Below are 20,245 nucleotides of genomic sequence, written 5' to 3' on the forward strand. Positions count from 1 at the left end.
GATTATCGGTCTTAGATCAAACTGCGAATGAGGATTCACGAGATGCATTTGTGGGGGAGGCATTTAGAACCTGTTGATTGCCGATCCCCTCTTATATGTCTGCTGTTAACAATTCGTGTCGAAGCGATCAATTGTCGCTTCCGATGGCGATGAACGGCGCCCAGTAGAACGGATGTTGGAAGCGCTCGTCTTCGGCCAACTTGATTTGGGCATGGCGCAACGCGTCTCCGACGTCCATACTGCCCGATGTTCTATTCTTGTGGAATTCGATCATGAGAGGGGCAGTCGCTTCCGAGTCGATAGACCAAAGGCTTGCCACGACCATTGGGACCTGCAGCGCCAAGAAAGGGCGAACAAGACTGACGATTCCCTCGCCTCGATAGTATTGTCCCAATGCACTTTGACAGGCGGACAACACGACCAGTCGCGTTCGCGGCAAACTGATTCCGTAGATCTCGTTGAGGTACAACAATCCCTCGTCGCCCGACCCATCACCACCTCGCGACCCTTGAGACGCCGAACCATCCCCGGCGAGAACCAGCGCCGCCAGCCACGGCGACTTCTCGTCCACGAGTACATGCACTGCCAGGTGGACTATCTCGACGTTGAGCGCCTCTTTAACCCTCTTCTTGCTCGCAGAAGCGGAGTTAAGAAACACGCTGCCAGGGTAGAACTTCGCAATCTCAGCCGCTTCAAGGTCAGCATCCGTCAACGTCTCCAGGGTAGGGAACCTCTCACGATCGAATTTGGGATTGCCAACCGCCAGAGCGCGCTCGTTCCCGCTTGTCCCTTTTAATCGGCGTTCCTCAATGCAATGCGCCAACACAGTGGCCGACGGCGCGTAAGTAACGTTGTAGTGCTTGACGAGAAACTGGCCGGACCTGTCAATGAGTGCGGCAAACGGGAGAAAGTGAAGGGCCTTATCCGGCACTATGCACAGCCTCTTGCCGTCGGAGAGCTGTGCGCCGATTGGCTCGATCAGATACTCGTACAACTGTTTCGCCTTCCCCGAGAGCTCATCGAGCGAACTCCTACTCTTCAGTCCGGAGACATATTCCTGCACAAGCCGGTCGATAATCTCAGTCGTGGCGAATGACTCTACGACGTCGAATCGTGATCGCGTGATCGTGAAGATGTAAGTCCGCTCATCAGTGACCGAGTAAGTCACCAGCCGAAGATCGCCAGGCAATTCAGCCTGAATCTGTTGAAGCCTGAGTGGCGTAGCGGTTCTCCCAGATGCTGACCGTGCACCTTTCACAGGTGCGCTTTCATCCAGCAGCGTGCGAGCACGCGACGCTTCAGAGAAGTCGAACGCCTGCTCCTTGCGGCCTAAGGCATCCAGGCTTAGCGCAACTAGCTCATCGAATACTCCCTGGCGCGCATCGAGAAACCTGCTGCGATTGTCGCGTTCAACTATGTTCGTGCGGTACCTCTCCAGCAATGTCACCGCGCGCTCGAGATCAGCCCGACCTTTGCTGAATTCCCCCGCTTCAACATACGTCTTTGCCCGGCCGCGCAGAACTTCCAGCAATGGGATCTCTTTCCCTTCGCTCCGCTCGATGATCGCCTCCGCCCTCGAATAGAATTCGAGCGAGCGCGATGCATCGCCAATCTTGCGGGCCATTTCACCAGCTAACGTCAGCACGACGCTTTCCGTGTAATCCCGCTCCTTGGCATCAACTTTGGATAAGTAATCGAACGCGCGATTCAGTTCGGCTTCAGCGGGATCAACCTGGTTCAACCGCGAGTGCTCGACGGCGATGAACGCCGAGGCCTGTGCCGCGCGCTTATTGTCGTTCACCAACTCAGAAACGCTGAGCGACTGCCTGGCATAAAGCGAGGCAAGTTCATGGTCGCCCCGGCGCCGGTAAAGGTCGCCAATATTCAAGTAGTTGCTCGCAACCTCTTTGCGGGTTGGCATACTTTCAAGAAAGCGTTTCGTTGATTCGCGAAGGCAGGAAAGTCCCTTATCGATATCCCCAAGATTATTGTAGGCGTCCGACAGGTACTGGAACGCGTACGCCTCGATCGGCATCCCGCGCACGGGAAGCCTGGCCTGGTCAACCGACTTGATCGCGAGAGAGTCTTGACCGAGTCTCGAGTACAGAATGCCTAGCAGCATCAACTCCTGGGCCTGCCGATAGGGCCAGGTGTGCTTTTGCGCAATGTTGAGCGCTTCCTTCGAGGCTGCCACGGCGGATGCCAATTGACTCGCGCTATAGTGACAAGATGCCAAGTAATGGATTGAGAAGTATTCAAAGACAATGTTGCCGCGGGTGGCGAACTCCCTCCGTAGCAGGTCGAACGAGTTCTGCGCGGCAGAAGGGCTTTGATACGCCAGCTTTCCTGCCTCGGTGTAATCGGAGATCAGTCTCAACTCAGCACGCCATTCCGCTTCGGGCAGACTGCGCAAGTAGCGTCCGAGATCGGCGATTGAGGCGTCTTGCTTCGCTTCAGCCAGACGCTCGCCGATCAACTCAATCAAGAACAACGCCTGTTGAGCCTGTTGTAGACGCCCTTCTACAAGGTCCTTCAAGTATTCTCGGGGCAGCCTCTCTGAAGCGTGCTTTATCATCACCTGAAGGTTGTGATCTGCGAATCGCTTTGCCTCCTCAATGCTCTTAGCAGCAATCTGCGCATCGAATGCGGCGATGATGTCAGCTTCGCGTTTCTGGGGTGCTAGCGGAGATGATACTTCCTGAAGCCGCCGCCTTCCTTCATCCTGCCAGCCACTGTCGTGCTCAACCTCCACGAAGCGGCCATATTCGACGGCTGCTGCGTCGCGCAGCAGCAGGCGCTCGTAGCACAATGCGCGATTGAACAGCGCCTCTGGCATATCGGTCCGGCGCCTCAGCGCGTCGTCGAACTCTTCGATCGCATCCTCGAGCTTGCCCTGTTGAATCAAGCAGACACCCAGGTCGTTGTGCGCTTCATCGCTGTCGGGTTCGCTGGCAACCGCGCGCCGAAGACACTTGAGCGCCTCGGGCAGTTTTTCAGCTTCGCTCAGCAACAGCAATCGCGCGTACGCAAGCTGCGATCGAGGCTCACCTTTCGCTGCCGCGTTCGTGATCAAGTCGCGCGCCCGTTCCACCTCCGATGACTTGATGTCGGAAGCGTCGCCAACCGACGGTCTGAACTCACCGCCCTTGAACCCACCCGACAGGCGAGGCTCGATCAAACGTCGCTTGCTAAAAGCCTCGACTAGCGCGCGTGTGCCGCGCTCGACGGGTGAGGCGCGCCTCTTGTATGCGATCACAATCGCGACGATCAGAACAACAATCAACGCCAGGATGACCGCCAACAGCCTCCACGATATGAACGCAGCGCGGCGGTTGTGTGGTTCATTCTCGAGTGTTTCTTCGATAGCCGCCATCGTTAGGAATCCTTGGCTTGTGTGGGAGTCTTGTATATCACACCTGGCGCGGTGAATGAATCGATTTTTGATGAAATGGATTGCGCAGCAGCGGCGGGCCCTGGAAGCCTGAAAAGCCTCAGGTTGACACCCACTGCATCCGTGAATTACGGTGTGTGTCTGTTGTAACGAGAGGCCGATGGCTAATAACAAGAACAGATATCTTGCTCGGATTATCGTTGTTTTACTCTTCGTCCTGACCCTTCTTCCGCCGCCGGGCGAGGCGCAACGGCAAACATCGCCGCGCGCCGGCGCCTCGCGGTCCGCCACATCGACGAAGACGAAGCTTGTTCTGGTGATTGTAGTAGACCAGTTTCGCTACGATTTTCTCCAACGCTTCGGCGATCTATTCGGCAGCGGCGGGTTCAGTCGCTTGATGAATGAAGGCGCGCTCTTCACTAACGCGAACTATGACTACGTTCCGACCTTCACCGCTTGTGGACACGCGGCGATCTTCGCCGGATCGAGCCCGGCTCAAAACGGCATCGTCGGCAACGCGTGGTTCGATCGCGAGTCGGGCAAGGTCCGCGTTATGGTGACTGATGACTCCGCCCACCTGGTAACCGCCAGCGGACAATCGGCCAAAAGCGGCGCTGCCAGCCCTCGATATCTACAGGGCACCACGATCGGCGATCAGATGAGGCTGGCGAATGGTTTTCAGTCCAAGGTGGTCGCCGCATCCTTGAAGGATCGCGCGGCCGTGCTTCCCGGCGGTCAACGTCCAAACGGCGCATTCTGGTTCAATGACGCAAACGGTGAGTTCGTGTCGAGCGATTACTACTCGAAGGAGCTACCCGCCTGGGTAAAGAAGTTCGACGCGAACGAGCGGCCGGACAAATACTTTGGCATGAAGTGGGAACGCGCGCTTCCGCCGGAAGCATACAAGCGCGCGCAAGCCGAGAACCTTTCGCTGCAGCGCTCCGCATTGGGTTCACGCTTTCCATACGCGATAACCGGCGGCGATGAGAAGCCGGGCCAGAGGTTTTACACCGCCTTCCAAATCACACCGTTCGCTTCTGAGTATCTGGCCGCGTTCGGTAAAGCGGCAGTCGAAGCCGAGTCGCTTGGCGCCGACGACTTCCCCGATTTGCTCTCGATAAGCTTCTCTTCTCCCGACCTCGCCGGTCACTACTACGGCCCCGACAGCCAGGAGATCGTAGACACTTACATCCGGCTGGATCGGGTAGTCGCCGACCTGCTCAGTTACTTCGACAAGAAAATCGGGCTTGCCAATATGATCGTGGTGGTAACCGGAGATCATGGAGTCGCTCCAGTGCCCGAATACATGAAGTCGAAGGGATTTGACGCCGCGCGACTGCCGGCTCGCGAAGTGGTCGAGGCCGCGAACAAGGCTCTGGGAGCCCGCTTCGGCGAAGCAAAGTGGGTCGTCAACTTCATCAACGATCAACTCTACCTCGATCAAAGACTCATCGTTGAGAAGAAGATTGACCCCGGCGAAGCGGAGCGCGTGGCCGGTGAGGCGGCGCTCGAGGCCGAAGGTGTGGTGAACTACTTCACCCGCGCCCAAATTGTCGCGGGCCGCATGCCTGCCGGATCAGTTGCGCGCCGAGTGATCAACGGCTTCAATCGTGAGCGTTCGGGCGACGTGTGGCTCATAACCAAACCGCTTTGGTTCTTCGCCGAGGGCGAGCTGCCAACTACTCATGGCTCGGCTTACAACTACGACACACACGTGCCGGTGATCTTGTTCGGCTCGGGCGTGCGACCGGGACGTTACAACGCTGACTGCTCGCCATCGGACATAGCCCCCACGCTCGCGGCGCTGCTGGGCATAGAGCCGCCGTCGAATCGAACCGGCCGGGTACTGGTCGAAGCGCTCGCCCCATCGATCCAGGCATCGAACGCAGCAGCGAGGTGATTAAGACCCGGTATGGAAGCAAAGAAGTACACTCTTGCCAAATCGATTCCCGAAACAAAGCGCGGACGCAGGCTGACATTTGCTTGGGTCTTAGTTTTCGCGCTGGTCATCGGAGCGAAAGATTCGTCAGCCGCCTCTCAACGCCCTCAGCAAAGAAAGCCGGAACCAAGGAAGCCGTCTCCGCCCAGTGAAGCGTCCGCGCAAGCGCTCTCACCTCAGGAAGCGCTCGACCGAGCGCGCAACGCGCCGGCTCAGCAGGAGCGAATAACCCTGCTCGAAAAGTTCCTGGCTGCAAATCGCGGCTCCGCGCTTGAAAACGAAGCGCGCGAGTTGTTGATGCGGGAATACTCACTCAAGGGTGAGCAAGCGCTAAGAGAAGCGAATCCTCAACTGGCGATGCAGGTGTTCAAGGCCGCGTTTCGCGCGGCGCCGGCTGTCATCGACGACAAGATTTTCGGCCAGTACATTTTTCCAATGCCGATGGCCGTTAATGCGTTCGGCTACCGCGTCGAATCTGCTGACCTTATGCGATCGTTCGAGCCGCGTTTCGACGGTGAACCCAATCGTCTTGTTCAAATCGGATTCTTCTACGTTCAGATCGAAGCGCCCTTTGAGGCCGTGCGCGTGCTCGAACGGGCGGTTCAACTAGCGCCGCAGGACCATCGCGCGCACAACAGCCTGGGCACGGCTTACCTGATTAGCTTGCGATTGGATGACGCGGCGGCTGAGTTTCAGCGCGCGCTCGAGCTGAACGCCAGGGATGAATTCGCGAACGTGAATCTGGGCAATCTAGCTCGCGCAATGGGCGACAATGAGCGCGCGGTTTCCTACTATCGCAAACAGATTTCGCTCAAGCCAGACGATGCCGAAGCTCACGGCGGTTTGGCGATTGCGCTGCTTGCGCTGGGCCGCGATGAAGAAGCGGCTCCTGAGATCAAACGGGCGCAGGAGCTTGGGCCTGCGGATTATCGTTTTCTGACTCAACTCTCTTTTTTCTATCTCACTCGCAAGAAACCCGCGCTCGCCCGGCCGCTAATCGACCGGGCGGCGCGCATCGAGCCGCGCTACGCCTGGGCGTTTATTGCTAAAGCGGAAACGGACGTGCTTGAAGGTAAATTCGGAGATGCGCTTGCGACTTTGATCAGCGCGCAAGGTCAAGCGGGATTCGCGACGCTGACGTTCGGACTGGCCAAGGCGTTGATGTCACTTGACGGCTACGATCAAGCGACCGAAGTAATGGGCAAAGCGATCACCGTAAACGGCGACGGGGAATTCGAAGCGTTGCTTGGCGGCGCAATCAAAGCCAGATCGCTGAGGCTCGACTTGTTGCTGGAACGCGAAAGACAGGCCGCTTTGTTCTTGAACTATGACCCGACGACGTCGTTTCAATACAGGCTGGCGGAAGCGATTGCCAGAATCGATCACTATATAAAAGTCGCGCTCGCGGGACGCAAACCGGCGACTCAAGCCGCGGCTCGAAAGCGGGGTCGGCCGGGACAAACGAAGGCCGCCGACGCAACCGAAGACGAGGCTACCAAAGGCGCGACTCGGCCTCGTCGCGCGATCGCCGAACCGTCCTTAACCGCGGAGCTTTCCGCGGGGCGCGATGCAAACCTGCCGGGCATGCCCGATCTTCTGCGAGCAATAACGACTTTCACGACGCTCGACGATGGCCGTCAGGCATTTCGAATGGTGTGGGTGGCTCGCAGGCTGACCGAAGCGGATATTGCGCAGGACGCGGCGGAACAACTCGCTCGGCGCGCGATCGCAATTGCCGACACTGCTACCGAGCCGGCAGGCTCCATGCGCGACGCCCCGACGCTCGACCGCCAGGGCCGGCGCGCGATGTTCCTGGGCCGCGCTTATGACGCGCTTGGCTGGGCGCAATTCAAGAAAGGCAACATGCGTGGAGCGCTCGAGAGCTTGATCAAGTCGGTTGACGTTTATCCAACGAGCCTCGATCGCAAGACCGCGATCTGGCATCTAGCAGTCGCAACTCAGGAAGCGGGGGACGACCGGAGGGCGCTCGAACTCTACATAGCAAGCTACGAGCCCGAGTCTCCTATGGCGTCGGTGCGCCGAGCGCAGATTGAGTCGCTCTACAAGAGGGTCAACGGCTCGCTCGCGGGCCTCGACCAGAAGCTCAAGCAACAATGACGCAGAATCGCGACACTGAAGCGGCGTGGCGCTATCACGATCTGACAAAGCACTCGTATTGGAGCATTCGCACTGACGCGCACTACCTCGACTGGGCAAACAGGCCATCGCCATTCAAGATTTATCCAGGCATTGAACCGATCCCTCTGCCGCGCGCGCTGGTGCAGACGCTTGCTCCCGCGATTGAAGTCGTGTCATCACCGGGCGTCGCGTTCATTGGCGAGAAGAAACTGGACATGGCCCGCCTTTCCAGCATTTTGTTCTACTCGGCTGGGGTAACAAAGCACAAGACCTATCCCGGCGGTGAGCTCTATTTCCGAGCGGCAGCTTGCGCGGGCGCGCTGTATCCGACGGAAGTCTACGTGGTCTGCGGCGATATCGAAGGCCTGGATGCCGGCGTCTATCACTTCAATCCCGGGGACTTCGCATTGAGACGCTTGCGTAGCGGGGACTTTCGCGGAGCATTGGCGCGCGCGAGTGGAAATGAGCCAGGCGTTGTCACTGCGCCGGTCACGCTGGTCTTCACGTCGATAAGCTGGCGTAGCACATGGAAGTATCGCGATCGGGCTTATCGGTACCACTTCTGGGACAACGGAATGATAGCGGCGAACGCGCTAGCGATTGCGGCCGCGCACGAGCTGCCTGCCAAGGTTGTGATGGGCTTTGTTGAGTCGGAGATGAATGAGCTTATTGGGATCGACGGGCAGCAGGAGCTTGCGTTGAGCTTGCTCGCGCTCGGTCATAGCGAAGAGGCATTGCCGGACGGCCCGCCAATCGACGAGCTGACCAAAATCGGTTTCGATGTTTTGCCTATTTCTGAATCACCCGTTGGCTATCCTTCAATCCGCGAGGCGCACGCCGCGTCGTCGTTCACGAATCGCGATGAAGTGCGCGAGTGGCGCGGCGCGAGGATCGATTCGAGTCCGCTTGCAATCGAAGGAGAAGTGTTTGCGCTTGCCCCGATGCCTGACGAGGAAATGCCGGCTGAGGCGCTCGAGGAAGTGATTCAACGCCGTGGTTCTACGCGTCGATTTGCGCGGAAGCCGGTACCGTTTGCCGATCTCTCTACGATCATCGATCGGGCGACGAGAGGCATAACAACTGACTTCCTGGCGCGCGACGGAGCCCATCTCAATGAGATCTACGCGATAGTCAATCGAGTAGAAGGCCAGCCGCCGGGTGCTTATTTTTATCGAAGGGAAGATCGCGCGCTCGAGTTGCTAAAGCCGGGTGACTTTAGCAAACAGGCCGCGTACCTGACGCTGGGGCAAGACCTGGGCGGCGACGCGAGCGTGACCTTTTTTTTCATGGCTGGCCTGAAGCTGGTGCTCGACACCTACGGCAACCGCGGCTATCGCGCGGCGCAGATGGAAGCAGGAATAATAGGAGGCAAGATGTACCTGGCTTCGTATGCTCTCAAGCGAGGCGCAACCGGTTTGACGTTTTTTGATGACGACGTGACTGAATTCTTCTCACCTCACGCAGCCGGCAAGAGCTGCATGCTGGTGGTTTCTGTGGGCGTGCCCGGGAAGCGGCCCGTTTACTAGTTTGACCAACTTGGCCGTGTCAGGTGCTTGAAACGTGTTCAGCAAGGTTGTCTTTAACACACTTGGAACTATGTTCCTGTTGGTTGGCGTACTGGGAGTGTTCCTGCCGTTACTCCCGGCGACCCCGTTTCTCCTACTAGCCTCTGCTTGCTACGTGAGGGGGTCTACAACTCTTCACAACTGGTTGATGACCCATAAGTATTTGGGGCCTTACATAACCAACATTAAAGACAAGAGAGGCATGCCGATTAAAGCTAAGATTATTACGATAACTGTTCTGTGGGTGTCGCTGCTGTTCTCAATGTACCGAGTGGATTCGTTGCTGCTGGATTCGACACTGCTCATCGTTGGAATAGGTGTCACGACATTAATTCTGAAGATGAAGACCCTGTCGCGGAATTGAGATCTCAACCTCGCCATTCATCGACTTGATCCATCAAGTCGTGCTCCCGCAAGTCGAGCCCGCCCGAAGTGTTTTGCTATGATTAGCTGCACTCAGAAAAGCTTATGCTCGGCGCGCTGATCATCGACAAACCCGAAGGCCTCACCTCTCACGACGTCGTTGCGCGCGTTCGGCGTATTGCGGGCACGCGGCGGGTTGGACACGCCGGCACGCTCGATCCTTTCGCGACTGGAGTGCTGGTCTGCTGCCTCGGTCCGGCAACCAGACTGGTTCAGTTTCTGGTCGGGCTCGACAAGGAATACATCGCAACGGTCCGAATCGGCTACGCGACGGATACTCAAGACGGCACCGGCAAACAGATCACACCACTTCGCTCATCAAACGAGTTGAGTCTCGAAGAGTTGCGGCGAGTGTTGGATCAGTTCACGGGCCCCCAGTCGCAGATGCCGCCAATGTTCTCAGCTAAGAAAGTCGCGGGAGAAAGACTGTACCGCGCAGCCCGCGCCGGCCGCGAAGTCGTCCGCGAGCCCGTGAGTATCATCGTGCATTCGATGAAGCTGATCGAAGATGACGATTCTGCGCTGACTGCTAATCAAGACGGTACTCGCGATTTTTGTATGCTGGTGCGCTGTTCATCTGGAACGTACGTCAGAACGCTTGCTCACGATATCGGCGAAAGGGTCGGCGTTGGCGCGCATCTGGTCAAGCTTCGACGCACGGAGGCCGGGCACTTTCGGCTCGCGGATGCTTCGACGCTGGACGACCTGGAAAGGATGACCCGTGAGGATCTGTCCAACGCGCTTATAAGCCCATCGGACATGCTTTCGCATCTGCCGCTGTTGAGGCTGGATGACGAGCAGGCCAACCAGGTGACGAACGGCCGAGCCTTATCATTGCCGGAAGATGAAGCGGTCGTCGCGTTACGCGGCGGGCTTTCGGTACGATTGTGCGATCGGGCGGGCGCTCTTCTGGCGGTGGGAGACTATGATTCGCGCTTCAATCTGGTGAAACCGCGTGTCGTGCTGCGCGGCGAAGCTACTTGATCGTGGCGAATCTTCATATCGTTATCGGTGGATTTGGCGTTGGAGACTCACCGCTTGCAGCCTGTGCTATACTCCTGCAAGCAGCTAAAGGATGAAGATCGATCGTTGAGTTCGAGCTTGTTTTGACAAGATGCTTCGCTTTGATTTATCGAGGTTGAGCGTGCATCCAGTCGAGCCACGAGCAGCCGGGTTGTTACCTCCGACTGTCCGCCCGAAAGGGCGTAGACTGAGTGTCGTCCTAACTCTCGTAGTGAATGGGCCGCGGAAGCCGTTTAAGGTTGGCCCCCCCAGCAGGAACGGTTTCAGAGCAAAATCGATTGGCGTGCGGACGCATTGGGCCGGACAGGCTCGCGCCGGCCGCCCAGCATTCTGAATCGATACGGAGGGAGACATGGGAGAGAACAAAATGAACCTGAGCGACCTCCTCGAGACTCACCGCCGCGATCGTGAGCGGCTGGCCTGGGAAGGCACATTCAGAGACTACTTCGAGCTGGTGACTCAAAACCCAAATGCGTCGAAGCTCTCGCACGCGCGGATCTGCGACATGATCCTGGCCGCCGGCATGGAAAAGATCAACGAGGGATCGCGAGACGAAACCGTAAAATACAACTTCTTCAGCGATGAGCTTTTTGGCATCGAAAAGCCGATCTCAAAGATCGTCGAATATTTCAAGTCGGCCGGCCAGCGCCTGGAAGTGCGCAAGCGGATTCTTCTGTTGATGGGGCCGGTGGGCGGCGGCAAGTCTACAATCGTAACGATGTTAAAGCGGGGATTCGAAAAATGGTCGCGCACCGATGAGGGCGCGGTGTATGCAATCAAAGACTGCCCGATGCACGAAGAACCGCTGCATCTGATTCCGCCCGAGCTCCGCCGGGAGATCGAACGCCATTATGGTATCTACATCGAAGGCGAGTTGTGCCCCCAGTGCCGGTACAACCTCGAACACGTCTACCACGGGCGTCACGAAGACGTTCTGGTGCACCGCCTGGCTTTTTCCGAGAAGGATCGGATCGGCATCGGCACGTTTGCTCCGTCCGACCCGAAGTCTCAGGACATCACCGAGCTGACCGGCTCGATTGACCTTTCCACCATCGGCGAAGTCGGCGTTGAATCCGACCCGCGCGCCTATAGGTTCGATGGGGAGCTGAACATTGCCAATCGCGGATTGATGGAGTTCGTCGAGATGCTGAAGGTTGACGAGAAATTCCTTTACAGCCTGCTCACCCTCAGCCAGGAACAGAACATCAAGACCGGGCGCTTCGCGATGATCTATGCAGACGAAGCGATCATCTCGCACACGAACGAGAATGAATACGTTGGGTTTGTCTCCAACCGGAAGAGCGAGGCCTTGCAGGACCGAATCATAATGATCCGAGTTCCTTACAACTTGAAGGTCTCACAGGAGGAGCGCATCTACGATAAGTTGCTCAAGCAGTCCGACGCGCTGCGCAACATTCACATCGCGCCTAACGCGCTCAAGGTCGCGGCGATGTTTGCGGTGATGACCAGGCTGGAAGAACCGAAGAAGGCTAACATCGACATCGTCAAGAAGATGAAGCTGTACGACGGCGAAGACGTAGAGGGTTTCAAGTCGAAGGACGTGCGCGAGCTACAGGAAGACACCGTTCGCGAAGGAATGGACGGCATCAGCCCGCGTTACATCATCAACCGGCTCTCGGGCGCGCTGGTTCGCGACAACATCACCTGCATCAATCCGATCGATGCGTTGCGAGCGATCAAGGACGGCTTCGAGCAGCACACCGGCATCTCGGCTGAGCAGCGCGAGCGGTATCTGAACCTGGTATCGGTCGCCCGGCGCGAATACGACGACATTTCGAAGAACGACGTTCAGCGGGCGTTTGTCTATTCCTTCGAGGAGATGGCCAAGACTCTTTGCGATAACTACCTCGACAACGTCGAAGCCTATTGCAACAAGGAAAAGCTTAAGGACGCGATAACCGAAGAAGAGATCGAGCCGGACGAGAGGCTTATGCGCTCGATCGAAGAGCAGATCGGGGTTAGTGAGAACGGGAAGAACACGTTCCGGCAAGAGATTCTGATACGAATCTCGAGCCACGCGCGAAAAGGCAAACCCTTCGAGTACAAGTCGCACGAGCGTTTGAAGGAAGCGATCGAGAAGAAAATCTTCTCCGATCTGAAGGACGTTGTGAAGATCACGACCTCGACTAAGACGCCCGACGCGGATCAGCTACGACGCATCAACGAGGTGATAGATAGGCTGGTGTCGCAGAACGGCTACTGCACGGTGTGCGCGAATGAGTTGCTGACTTACGTTGGGACGCTGCTGTCGCGGTGAGCAAGCGGGCCCGGTTAGCTTGAACTCGTGCGCATGGGCTAGTCTTCACCGCGCGCTCGCTGACGGGTAACGATGGGTTGTGACGGTTTCGAGGAGGACCCCTGATGGATGACGTGAAGCGGAAAGGTTCGTTGCGTATCATCAACTCTGACCAGTGCAGACCAATTGAAGAGTGGGAGCGGTTCTACCCCGATCTATGGTTGTTCATAGAAGTTACGCGCGAGGATGAGTGGGAGGTCTACGAAGGTAAGCTCGTGGCAACCGCTGAGGAGCCGATGGAGTTTGTCGAGCTTGGGAAGTCCTATAGTGATCGTGGAATAGTGAACCTAACCACCAGGGGCGTCTATACTGAGCCTCAACCGGCGTTCGTAGGTTGATGGGAAGAAGCTGGTTGCAATTTGATCCCCGACGCGCTCCGATCGTGAGTGTGCGAATCCAGCCTGACCGCTATCGGGGCTCTGATCGATACCGGTGCAGACGTGAGTCTCATTGCTCCTGAGTTGTCGCTGAGGTTGGGCTTACCGAGTATTGGGACTCAAGTCGTTGTAGCTCTCAGTGGCAATCGGCAGATTTTGCAAGCCGTTCAACTGCCACCGGTAGGTTTCGGCAACGTTGATCTTGATCCTGCCGAGCGGCTGTATTTCAGGTTTCAAGGTTAGGCTTGCCGATTGAATTGATTCTGGGCGTGAATGCCTTTGTCGGGCATCGACTACAGTTTGATTTTATTGACGGTCGCATCTACATAGTTGAGTAAGAGGCTCTCCATCATGTCAGTCCAACGCAACGACTGGTCACTCCAACGCAAGGGTCAGATCGATCAGGATCGTCACAAGGAGCGAGTCCGCGATGCGATCAAGAAGAACCTCGGTTCGATAGTCTCGAACGAGTCGATCATCCTCTCCGACGGCAAGCGCGTTGTTAAGGTCCCGATTCGCTCGCTCGATGAATACAAGTTCCGTTTCGACTACCGCAAGAAGAAGCATGTCGGGACCGGCGATGGCAGCAGCAAAGTCGGCGACGTGATCGGGCACGAAGGGCAACCCGGTCAAGGGTCGGGGCAGGGTCCCGGCGGCGATCAACCGGGCCAGGAGTACTACGAAGCTGAAGTAGACATAGACGAAATCGCAAAGCTCATCTTTGAAGACCTCCACCTGCCGTACCTCGAAGAAAAAGCCAAGCACGCGGTTCCCTCGAAGACCACCAAGTTCACTGAGATTCGCCGGTCGGGCATTCTGTCCAATCTCGACAAGCGGCGCAGCATAATGGAAAACATCAAGCGCCAGGCGCGTGAAACCGGCAAGGCGCACATTGGGCCATTTAAGAAAGAAGATCTGCGCTATAAGACCTGGGAAGAGCAGATGACTTACGAGTCGAACGCGGTCGTCATTGCGATGATGGACGTGAGCGGCTCGATGGGCGAATTTAAGAAGTACATTGCGCGCTCCTTCTACTTCTGGATGGTGCGTTTCCTGAAGACCAAGTACGACAACGTGAAGATAGTGTTCATAAGCCACCACACCGAAGCGAAAGAGGTCAGCGAAGAGCAATTCTTCACCCAGGGCGAATCAGGCGGGACGGTCGTTTCATCAGCCTACCGTTTGGCCCTCGACATAGTCGGCCAGCGCTTTCCGGCGCACGATTGGAATATCTACCCGTTTCATTTTTCGGACGGCGACAACTACTACTCGGACAATGATGAGGCGGTGAAGCTCGCCGACGAGTTGATCGCAGCATGCAATCTATTCGGCTATGGTGAGATCGGCGAGGAAGGCGCGTCGAGTTATCGCCGCTCTTCAGGTGCGCTGCTCTCGATCTTCAAAGACAGGCTGAGGAGTCAGAGCCGCTTCGTCGGTGTTCGCATCGACGACAAAGAGGACGTGTATCCTGCGTTGAAAGAGTTTTTCGGGAAGCGCGGAGAAGAAGCCTAGCCCATTGCGGATTGCCGATTGCGGATTGCGGATTGCGGATTGAGCCTATGGTTGACCGCGAAGTACAAGAACTCGAACAGGCAGTCGAACAAATCTGGGACATTGCCACCACCAGATTCGGCCTCGATCCGTTCCCGGTGCGTTTTGAGATCGTGCCCGCTTCGGTCATGTACGAAGTCGGCTCCTATGCCTTGCCTGGACGCTACTCGCACTGGACCTTTGGCAAGGCATACCATCGGATGAAGATGATGTACGACTTCGGGCTGTCGAAAATCTACGAAGTCGTCATCAACTCGAACCCTGCGTACGCGTTTCTTCTGGAGACGAACTCGCCCACTCAGAATAAGATGGTGATCGCGCACGTACTGGGTCACATCGACTTCTTCAAGAACAACTTTTACTTCTCGAAGACCAACCGGAGAATGGTCGATGAAGCCGCACTGCACGCGCGACGAATGGGCGAGTACGAATTCAAGCATGGCAGAAAGGTCGTGGAAGAATTCCTCGATGCGGTGCTTTCGATAGAGGAGCACATCGATCCTAATTTCTTCATCAGGAAGCCGCAGGAGGATAGCGACAAACAGGCTGATGAGAAACCCAGCCGGCGCGAAGGCCGCTACGACGATCTGCTGTCCAGAGAGGAGCGTGATGAGCAAAGTGAGAACAGGGAGAATCGACGCGACGATCGCAAGCACAAACCGAGTCTCGACGTCCCGGAGAAGGACCTGATCTATTTCTTGATGAAGCACTCGCCTTCGCTTGAACCCTGGCAGCGTGACGTCATGTCCATGCTTCACGAGGAGATGGAGTATTTCATCCCTCAGCTACAAACGAAGATCATGAACGAAGGCTGGGCCAGCATCTGGCACTCGCGAATCATGCGCGAGATGGACCTGCCGACCAACGAACATCTTGAGTTCGCAGAACTGCACGCCGGAGTTGTTTCACCGCACAAGGGACAGCTCAACCCTTACTATCTCGGCTACAAGATTTTCGAAGACATCGAAAAGCGCTGGGACAATCCTACCGCTGACGATCGCGATAAGTTCGGGCGGCGTGGAGACGAGGGCCGCGAGAAAATGTTCGAAGTGCGCGAACTCGATAACGACATCTCGTTCCTGCGCAACTACCTGACCGAAGAGCTCTGTGAGGAGCTGGATCTATTCGTCTATCGGCTTGTCGACGAAGAGGACTGGACGGTGACAGAAAAGAACTGGGAGCGGGTGCGCGATCAGCTCGCCCTGAATATGACCAATTTCGGTTTCCCCTACATCGAAGTAGTCGACGGCGACTACGACGGCAATCGCGAGCTGTATCTCACGCACCGTTATGAGGGAGTCGAGCTGGACATGAAGTACGCCCGCAAGACACTCGAACATGTCTATAAGCTCTGGGGGCGCGACGTGCATCTTGAAACTCAGGTTGATGATGAACCGCTCGTCATGCATTATGACGGGCACGAGCACGAGGAAGACTGAGGCGCCTGATAACTTGAATCTTCTTCATCCGCCCGCGTATTGTTGATCCTGCCTTCGACTAAAAGAAATCTATGAGGGACCCAATGCATCGTGTAAAGCTCGTCGGACTCATTTCTGTTTTCGCTGTAAGCCTGACTCTTACCAACGTGCCTCCAGCAAACGCGTGGGGCGAAGAGGGTCACCGCTACATCAACCGCGCAGCGGCCGAGCATATGCCCGAGGACATGCCGGCCTTCTTTCGCAGGGCCGCGGCGCGCCTTTCGTTTCTCGGCCCGGAGCCAGACCGCTGGCGCGACAACAAGGAGCTCTACAAGGCGCTGACTGAGGTCAACGGTCCTGACCACTTCATCGACATAGATAAACCTGAGAACTTCGAAGGGATCCCCAACGACCGCTATCTATATGCCGACTGGCTGCGAGCGAATGGAAAAGATCCGAAGGATATAGGCTATTTGCCTTATTCGATCCTCGAAGGCTATCAGAAGGTTCAAGTATTGTTTCGCATGTGGCGCGAACCCCAGCACGCTTCGGAGCGCGATCAGATCGAGCAGAACATTATCTACTATGCCGGTGTGCTCGGGCACTATGTGGCGGATGGGTCGCAGCCACTTCACGCGACGATCCACTTCAACGGCTGGAGCACAAGCTCGAATCCTCAGCTCTTCACCCGCGAGCCGCTCCACTGGCGCTTCGAAGGAGAGTACGTAAAGGCGCAAATAAAGCCTGAAGACTTCAGCGGGTTGGTGAAAACGGCAACGAAGCTGGCCGACCCGTTCGCGGACATCGTGAAATACTTGATCGATTCTTACAATCACGTGCCGGACCTCTATCGAATGGACAAGACGGTCCGCTGGGACGCGAATAATCGAAGCGCCGACTCAAAGAAATTTGTCGCGGAGCGGCTGGCGGCCGGCTCGCAGATGCTTGCGAACCTCTGGTACTCGGCGTACCTCGGTTCCGCCAGCAACAAGCCCGACAGCCGGTAGTTTCTTCCAAAAAAAGTTGGCAAAGCTGCAGGGCTGGGTCGTTCAATCAATGGCGGAGGCGCTCAAGCCAGAGCACGGGCTGGAAACGTTAGCGATTTGAAATCTTGGGTAGCCTCCGCCGTTTACACTTTATCAAAAGCATTCGAGTCGCTTCAGAGTTGTCCCCGAGCGGCGATACAATTTGCATTCCATCTATCGAGTCGGTTTGGTTGGCGAACACGCTGGAGAACTATGGTCCGACATCGACTTGAGGTTTTATCCTCGATGCTGCGTGGCTTAGAATCGGTGTTGCCGGCTCAGGGCAATCGAGGAGGCGGAGCACATTGATTAGGATTCAGTTAGGGAGGAAGCAGATCAGAACTCTCTATACTGTGGTTATTGTTTTGGACTTGCTTTTTCTGTTCATGAACACACCATTCATGAGTCTTCCGGTAGTCGAGGGTCAGCCGATGCGGCTCACTTCGATTGACTTCCTGAAACACCAATTTGATCTCAAGTACGAGCAAAACGTAGCGACCTGGTATTCAAGCGTGCTTCTCTTGTGCGCAGGCACGGTGGCTTTGCTCAACTGCTGGTTCGCTCCAGTGTCGTCGAAGTTCAAACGGGTACACCGCGTGGGATGGTTGTTGATGGCTTTCGTTCTGATCGCGCTTTCAATGGACGAGACGGCGACGATACACGAGATGCTGGCCCCTCTGTTCAACGCGATGAATGAGGGCAGCGGCCGCACGTCGTACAAAGTTGGAGCTGGCGATTGGATACCAATACTGCTGCCGCTGGTCATCGTTGTCGCCGCCGGTATGGCCGTCTTGTTCTCGTACCTTTTTCGAAGCTACAGGAAGATTCTGTTGCTGGCCTTTGGTGGGCTCTTATGCTGGATCGGTGCGATCTTCGCCGAATCGATCGAGGCAGGCTTGTGGCGTCTCAGTATGTCTCGGGTAACCGAAGGGTTTATAGAGGAGAGCTGCGAGATTATCGGGACAACGTGCCTCCTTATCGCCTTCACTGAATTCCTATGGCAGAGGCAATCGGCCAGCGAAGCTGCGCCCGGACAGAAGCCAAACGGAGGAGTTGGCAGTGGAATCAAAGCAGTCTAAAACAAGGCCAAGCCTTTTTGTGACTTTCATCCGAGAGATCCTATCGGTTAGGGCAGCGATGAAAATCCTTGCCTTGCTGTCGGTAACGGCGATTCTGGTTTCATCGACCGGCGCAGTCGATCGGCCGTACCATCAAGCTGCTCTTGAAGCCGCGCGTTGGATAGGGTCCTCCGCCATTCAAACAGAGCGAGGCACTGTCTGGCCTTCGGACCCTCGCGACGCTGGGTCCGTCAACGCAACGCTGTATGCCGGGACCCCAGGAGTGATCCTGTTCTTTATCGAAACCTACAGGTCCACCGGCGATCAAGCTTTTTTGAAAGACGCGCGCGCCGGCGCCGATCATCTGCTAGCTACATTTGCCGGCGAAAAGGAGTGCGGCCTGTACGTTGGCATCGCGGGAATCGGCTTCGCTCTGACTGAAACGTTCACCGCCACAGGAGACGCCAAGTACCGCCAGGGCGCGCTGCAATGCGCGCGGTTGCTGGGCGAGCGAGCTACGAGAATCGGCAAAGGGATTGAGTGGAATGATACAACCGACATTGTCGCCGGCGGTGCCGGCATCGGCCTATTCTTGTTGTATGCAGCGCGAGAGCTGAACGAGCCGTCATTTCGCGATCTCGCCATCGAGGACGCCCGGAGGCTGATCGAATTGGGACAGCCGGAGAAGAACGGAATGAAGTGGAAGATGACTCCAAGCTTTGCGCGTCTCATGCCCAACTTCTCGCACGGCACTGCAGGCATCGCATACTTTCTTGCCACAGTTTATCAAGAGACTAAGAAGAGCGAGTTCCTCGATGCCGCGCTTGCCGGAGCGAAGTATCTTCAAGCTGTCGCCAAGACTGACGATGATGCCTGCCTGGTTTTCCACAACGAACCAGAAGGCAGGGACCGCTTCTACCTCGGCTGGTGTCATGGCCCGGTCGGCACGGCCCGGCTGTTTTATCGGCTCTACCTGGTCACTGGTGATCGCGTCTGGATGGACTGGGTAAACAAGGCGGCGCGCGGCATACTGCGCAGCGGGATTCCTGAGAAGCAAACGCCTGGTTTCTGGAACAACGTCAGCCAATGTTGCGGCTCGGCGGGTGTGGCGGAATTCTTCCTAAGCTTGCATCGGATTACCCGCGATCCGGCTTATCTGGATTTCTCAAAGAGAGTCACCGGGCAGTTGCTTGCAAAGGCAACGCGTGATCGCGAAGGCATGAGATGGATTCAAGCAGAGCATCGAGTCAAGCCGGATCTCCTTGTCGCGCAGACCGGTTATATGCAGGGCGCGGCCGGTATTGGGATGTTACTTCTTCACCTCGACGGCTTTCACCGAGGCAAGAAAACGTCGACCAGGTTCCCAGACTCACCCTTTGATTAAACATCGAATCCCTCTTCCGCCGTCCGCTCGCAGGCTGATTGATGAATTCATGCCGGCCTACGATGTGAGCGAGTACCACGAGACAACCGTTCGCGCGCCTGTTCAAAGAGTCTATGACGCGCTTCGGACTGCCGACCTCGGCAGCTCCCCGATAGTTCGCTTGCTGCTACGATTGCGCGAGTTGCCCGCGGTGTTCACAATCGGCGGGCCTAAGCGAAATCTGCAGCTCAACCTCGATGCGATCATAAGAGGTGGATTTGTCCTGTTGGGCGAGAACGCGCCGAACGAAATTGCGCTTGGGTTGGCTGGCCGCTTCTGGACATTGTCTGGAAGCAGGTGTCGATTGGACCGCGATGAGTTCCGAGCTTTCGATCTGCCTGGATACGCCAAGGCCGTTTGGAACTTTTCTCTTGTTGAAGAAGGCCCGGAAGTCACGAGGCTGGCGACCGAGACGAGAGTACGATGCCAGGATGACGCAAGCAGCCGACGCTTCCGCGTGTATTGGGCTCTGATAGCTCCTTTCAGCGGGCTGATCCGCCGGGAGGTGTTGCGCGCGATTCGGAAGACCGCGGAGAGTTCAGAGTTCAAGCTTTAGCTTGCCGTGGGTTCAGGGGTTCAGGGTTCAGGGGTTCAGG

General features: G+C 56.6%; 14 protein-coding genes. 13 read left to right on the forward strand and 1 reads right to left on the reverse strand.

Annotation, left to right across the window (positions count from 1 at the left end; genetic code table 11):
* Positions 1–127: 127 nt before the first annotated feature.
* A complete protein-coding gene (locus tag AABO57_17300) occupies positions 128–3,373 on the reverse strand; it encodes a CHAT domain-containing protein (protein MEK6287502.1) in 3,246 nt (1,081 codons plus the stop codon).
* A 178-nt stretch (positions 3,374–3,551) separates the two neighbouring features.
* Between AABO57_17300 and AABO57_17305 the strand changes: the two genes are divergently transcribed.
* From AABO57_17305 to AABO57_17365, 13 genes are all read left to right on the forward strand, one after another.
* Positions 3,552–5,291 (forward strand): alkaline phosphatase family protein, encoded by a 1,740-nt coding sequence (locus tag AABO57_17305; GenBank protein MEK6287503.1) that lies wholly within the window; start codon positions 3,552–3,554, stop codon positions 5,289–5,291.
* A gap of 12 nt (positions 5,292–5,303) precedes the next feature.
* Entirely contained in the window at positions 5,304–7,448 is a 2,145-nt protein-coding gene (locus AABO57_17310; protein ID MEK6287504.1) for a tetratricopeptide repeat protein, read from the forward strand.
* Entirely contained in the window at positions 7,445–8,995 is a 1,551-nt protein-coding gene (locus tag AABO57_17315; protein ID MEK6287505.1) for a SagB/ThcOx family dehydrogenase, read from the forward strand. The genes AABO57_17310 and AABO57_17315 overlap by 4 nt, the downstream gene beginning before the upstream one ends.
* Positions 8,996–9,029: 34 nt before the next feature.
* Positions 9,030–9,398, forward strand: a complete 369-nt coding sequence (locus tag AABO57_17320) for a YbaN family protein (GenBank protein MEK6287506.1) — start codon at positions 9,030–9,032, stop codon at positions 9,396–9,398.
* Positions 9,399–9,502: 104 nt separating this feature from the next.
* Positions 9,503–10,441, forward strand: coding sequence for a tRNA pseudouridine(55) synthase TruB (truB, locus tag AABO57_17325; protein ID MEK6287507.1), 939 nt, complete (start codon positions 9,503–9,505; stop codon positions 10,439–10,441).
* 406 nt (positions 10,442–10,847) lie between these two features.
* A complete protein-coding gene (locus tag AABO57_17330) occupies positions 10,848–12,758 on the forward strand; it encodes a protein prkA (protein ID MEK6287508.1) in 1,911 nt (636 codons plus the stop codon).
* Positions 12,759–12,862: 104 nt separating this feature from the next.
* A complete protein-coding gene (locus tag AABO57_17335) occupies positions 12,863–13,135 on the forward strand; it encodes a hypothetical protein (protein ID MEK6287509.1) in 273 nt (90 codons plus the stop codon).
* A 390-nt stretch (positions 13,136–13,525) separates the two neighbouring features.
* Complete coding sequence (gene yhbH / locus AABO57_17340; GenBank protein MEK6287510.1) at positions 13,526–14,686, forward strand: sporulation protein YhbH; 1,161 nt, start codon at positions 13,526–13,528, stop codon at positions 14,684–14,686.
* Positions 14,687–14,733: 47 nt separating this feature from the next.
* A complete protein-coding gene (locus tag AABO57_17345) occupies positions 14,734–16,164 on the forward strand; it encodes a SpoVR family protein (protein ID MEK6287511.1) in 1,431 nt (476 codons plus the stop codon).
* Between the two features lie 83 nt (positions 16,165–16,247).
* Complete coding sequence (locus AABO57_17350; protein MEK6287512.1) at positions 16,248–17,150, forward strand: hypothetical protein; 903 nt, start codon at positions 16,248–16,250, stop codon at positions 17,148–17,150.
* Between the two features lie 404 nt (positions 17,151–17,554).
* Positions 17,555–18,247, forward strand: coding sequence for a hypothetical protein (locus AABO57_17355; GenBank protein MEK6287513.1), 693 nt, complete (start codon positions 17,555–17,557; stop codon positions 18,245–18,247).
* A 58-nt stretch (positions 18,248–18,305) separates the two neighbouring features.
* Complete coding sequence (locus tag AABO57_17360; GenBank protein ID MEK6287514.1) at positions 18,306–19,610, forward strand: lanthionine synthetase LanC family protein; 1,305 nt, start codon at positions 18,306–18,308, stop codon at positions 19,608–19,610.
* Positions 19,603–20,205: a hypothetical protein gene (locus AABO57_17365; GenBank protein MEK6287515.1), complete on the forward strand. Its 603-nt coding sequence runs from the start codon at positions 19,603–19,605 to the stop codon at positions 20,203–20,205. The genes AABO57_17360 and AABO57_17365 overlap by 8 nt, the downstream gene beginning before the upstream one ends.
* Positions 20,206–20,245: the final 40 nt, after the last annotated feature.

This window comes from Acidobacteriota bacterium (assembly GCA_038040445.1).
GTDB classification, from domain to species: domain Bacteria; phylum Acidobacteriota; class Blastocatellia; order UBA7656; family UBA7656; genus Onstottus_A; species Onstottus_A frigus.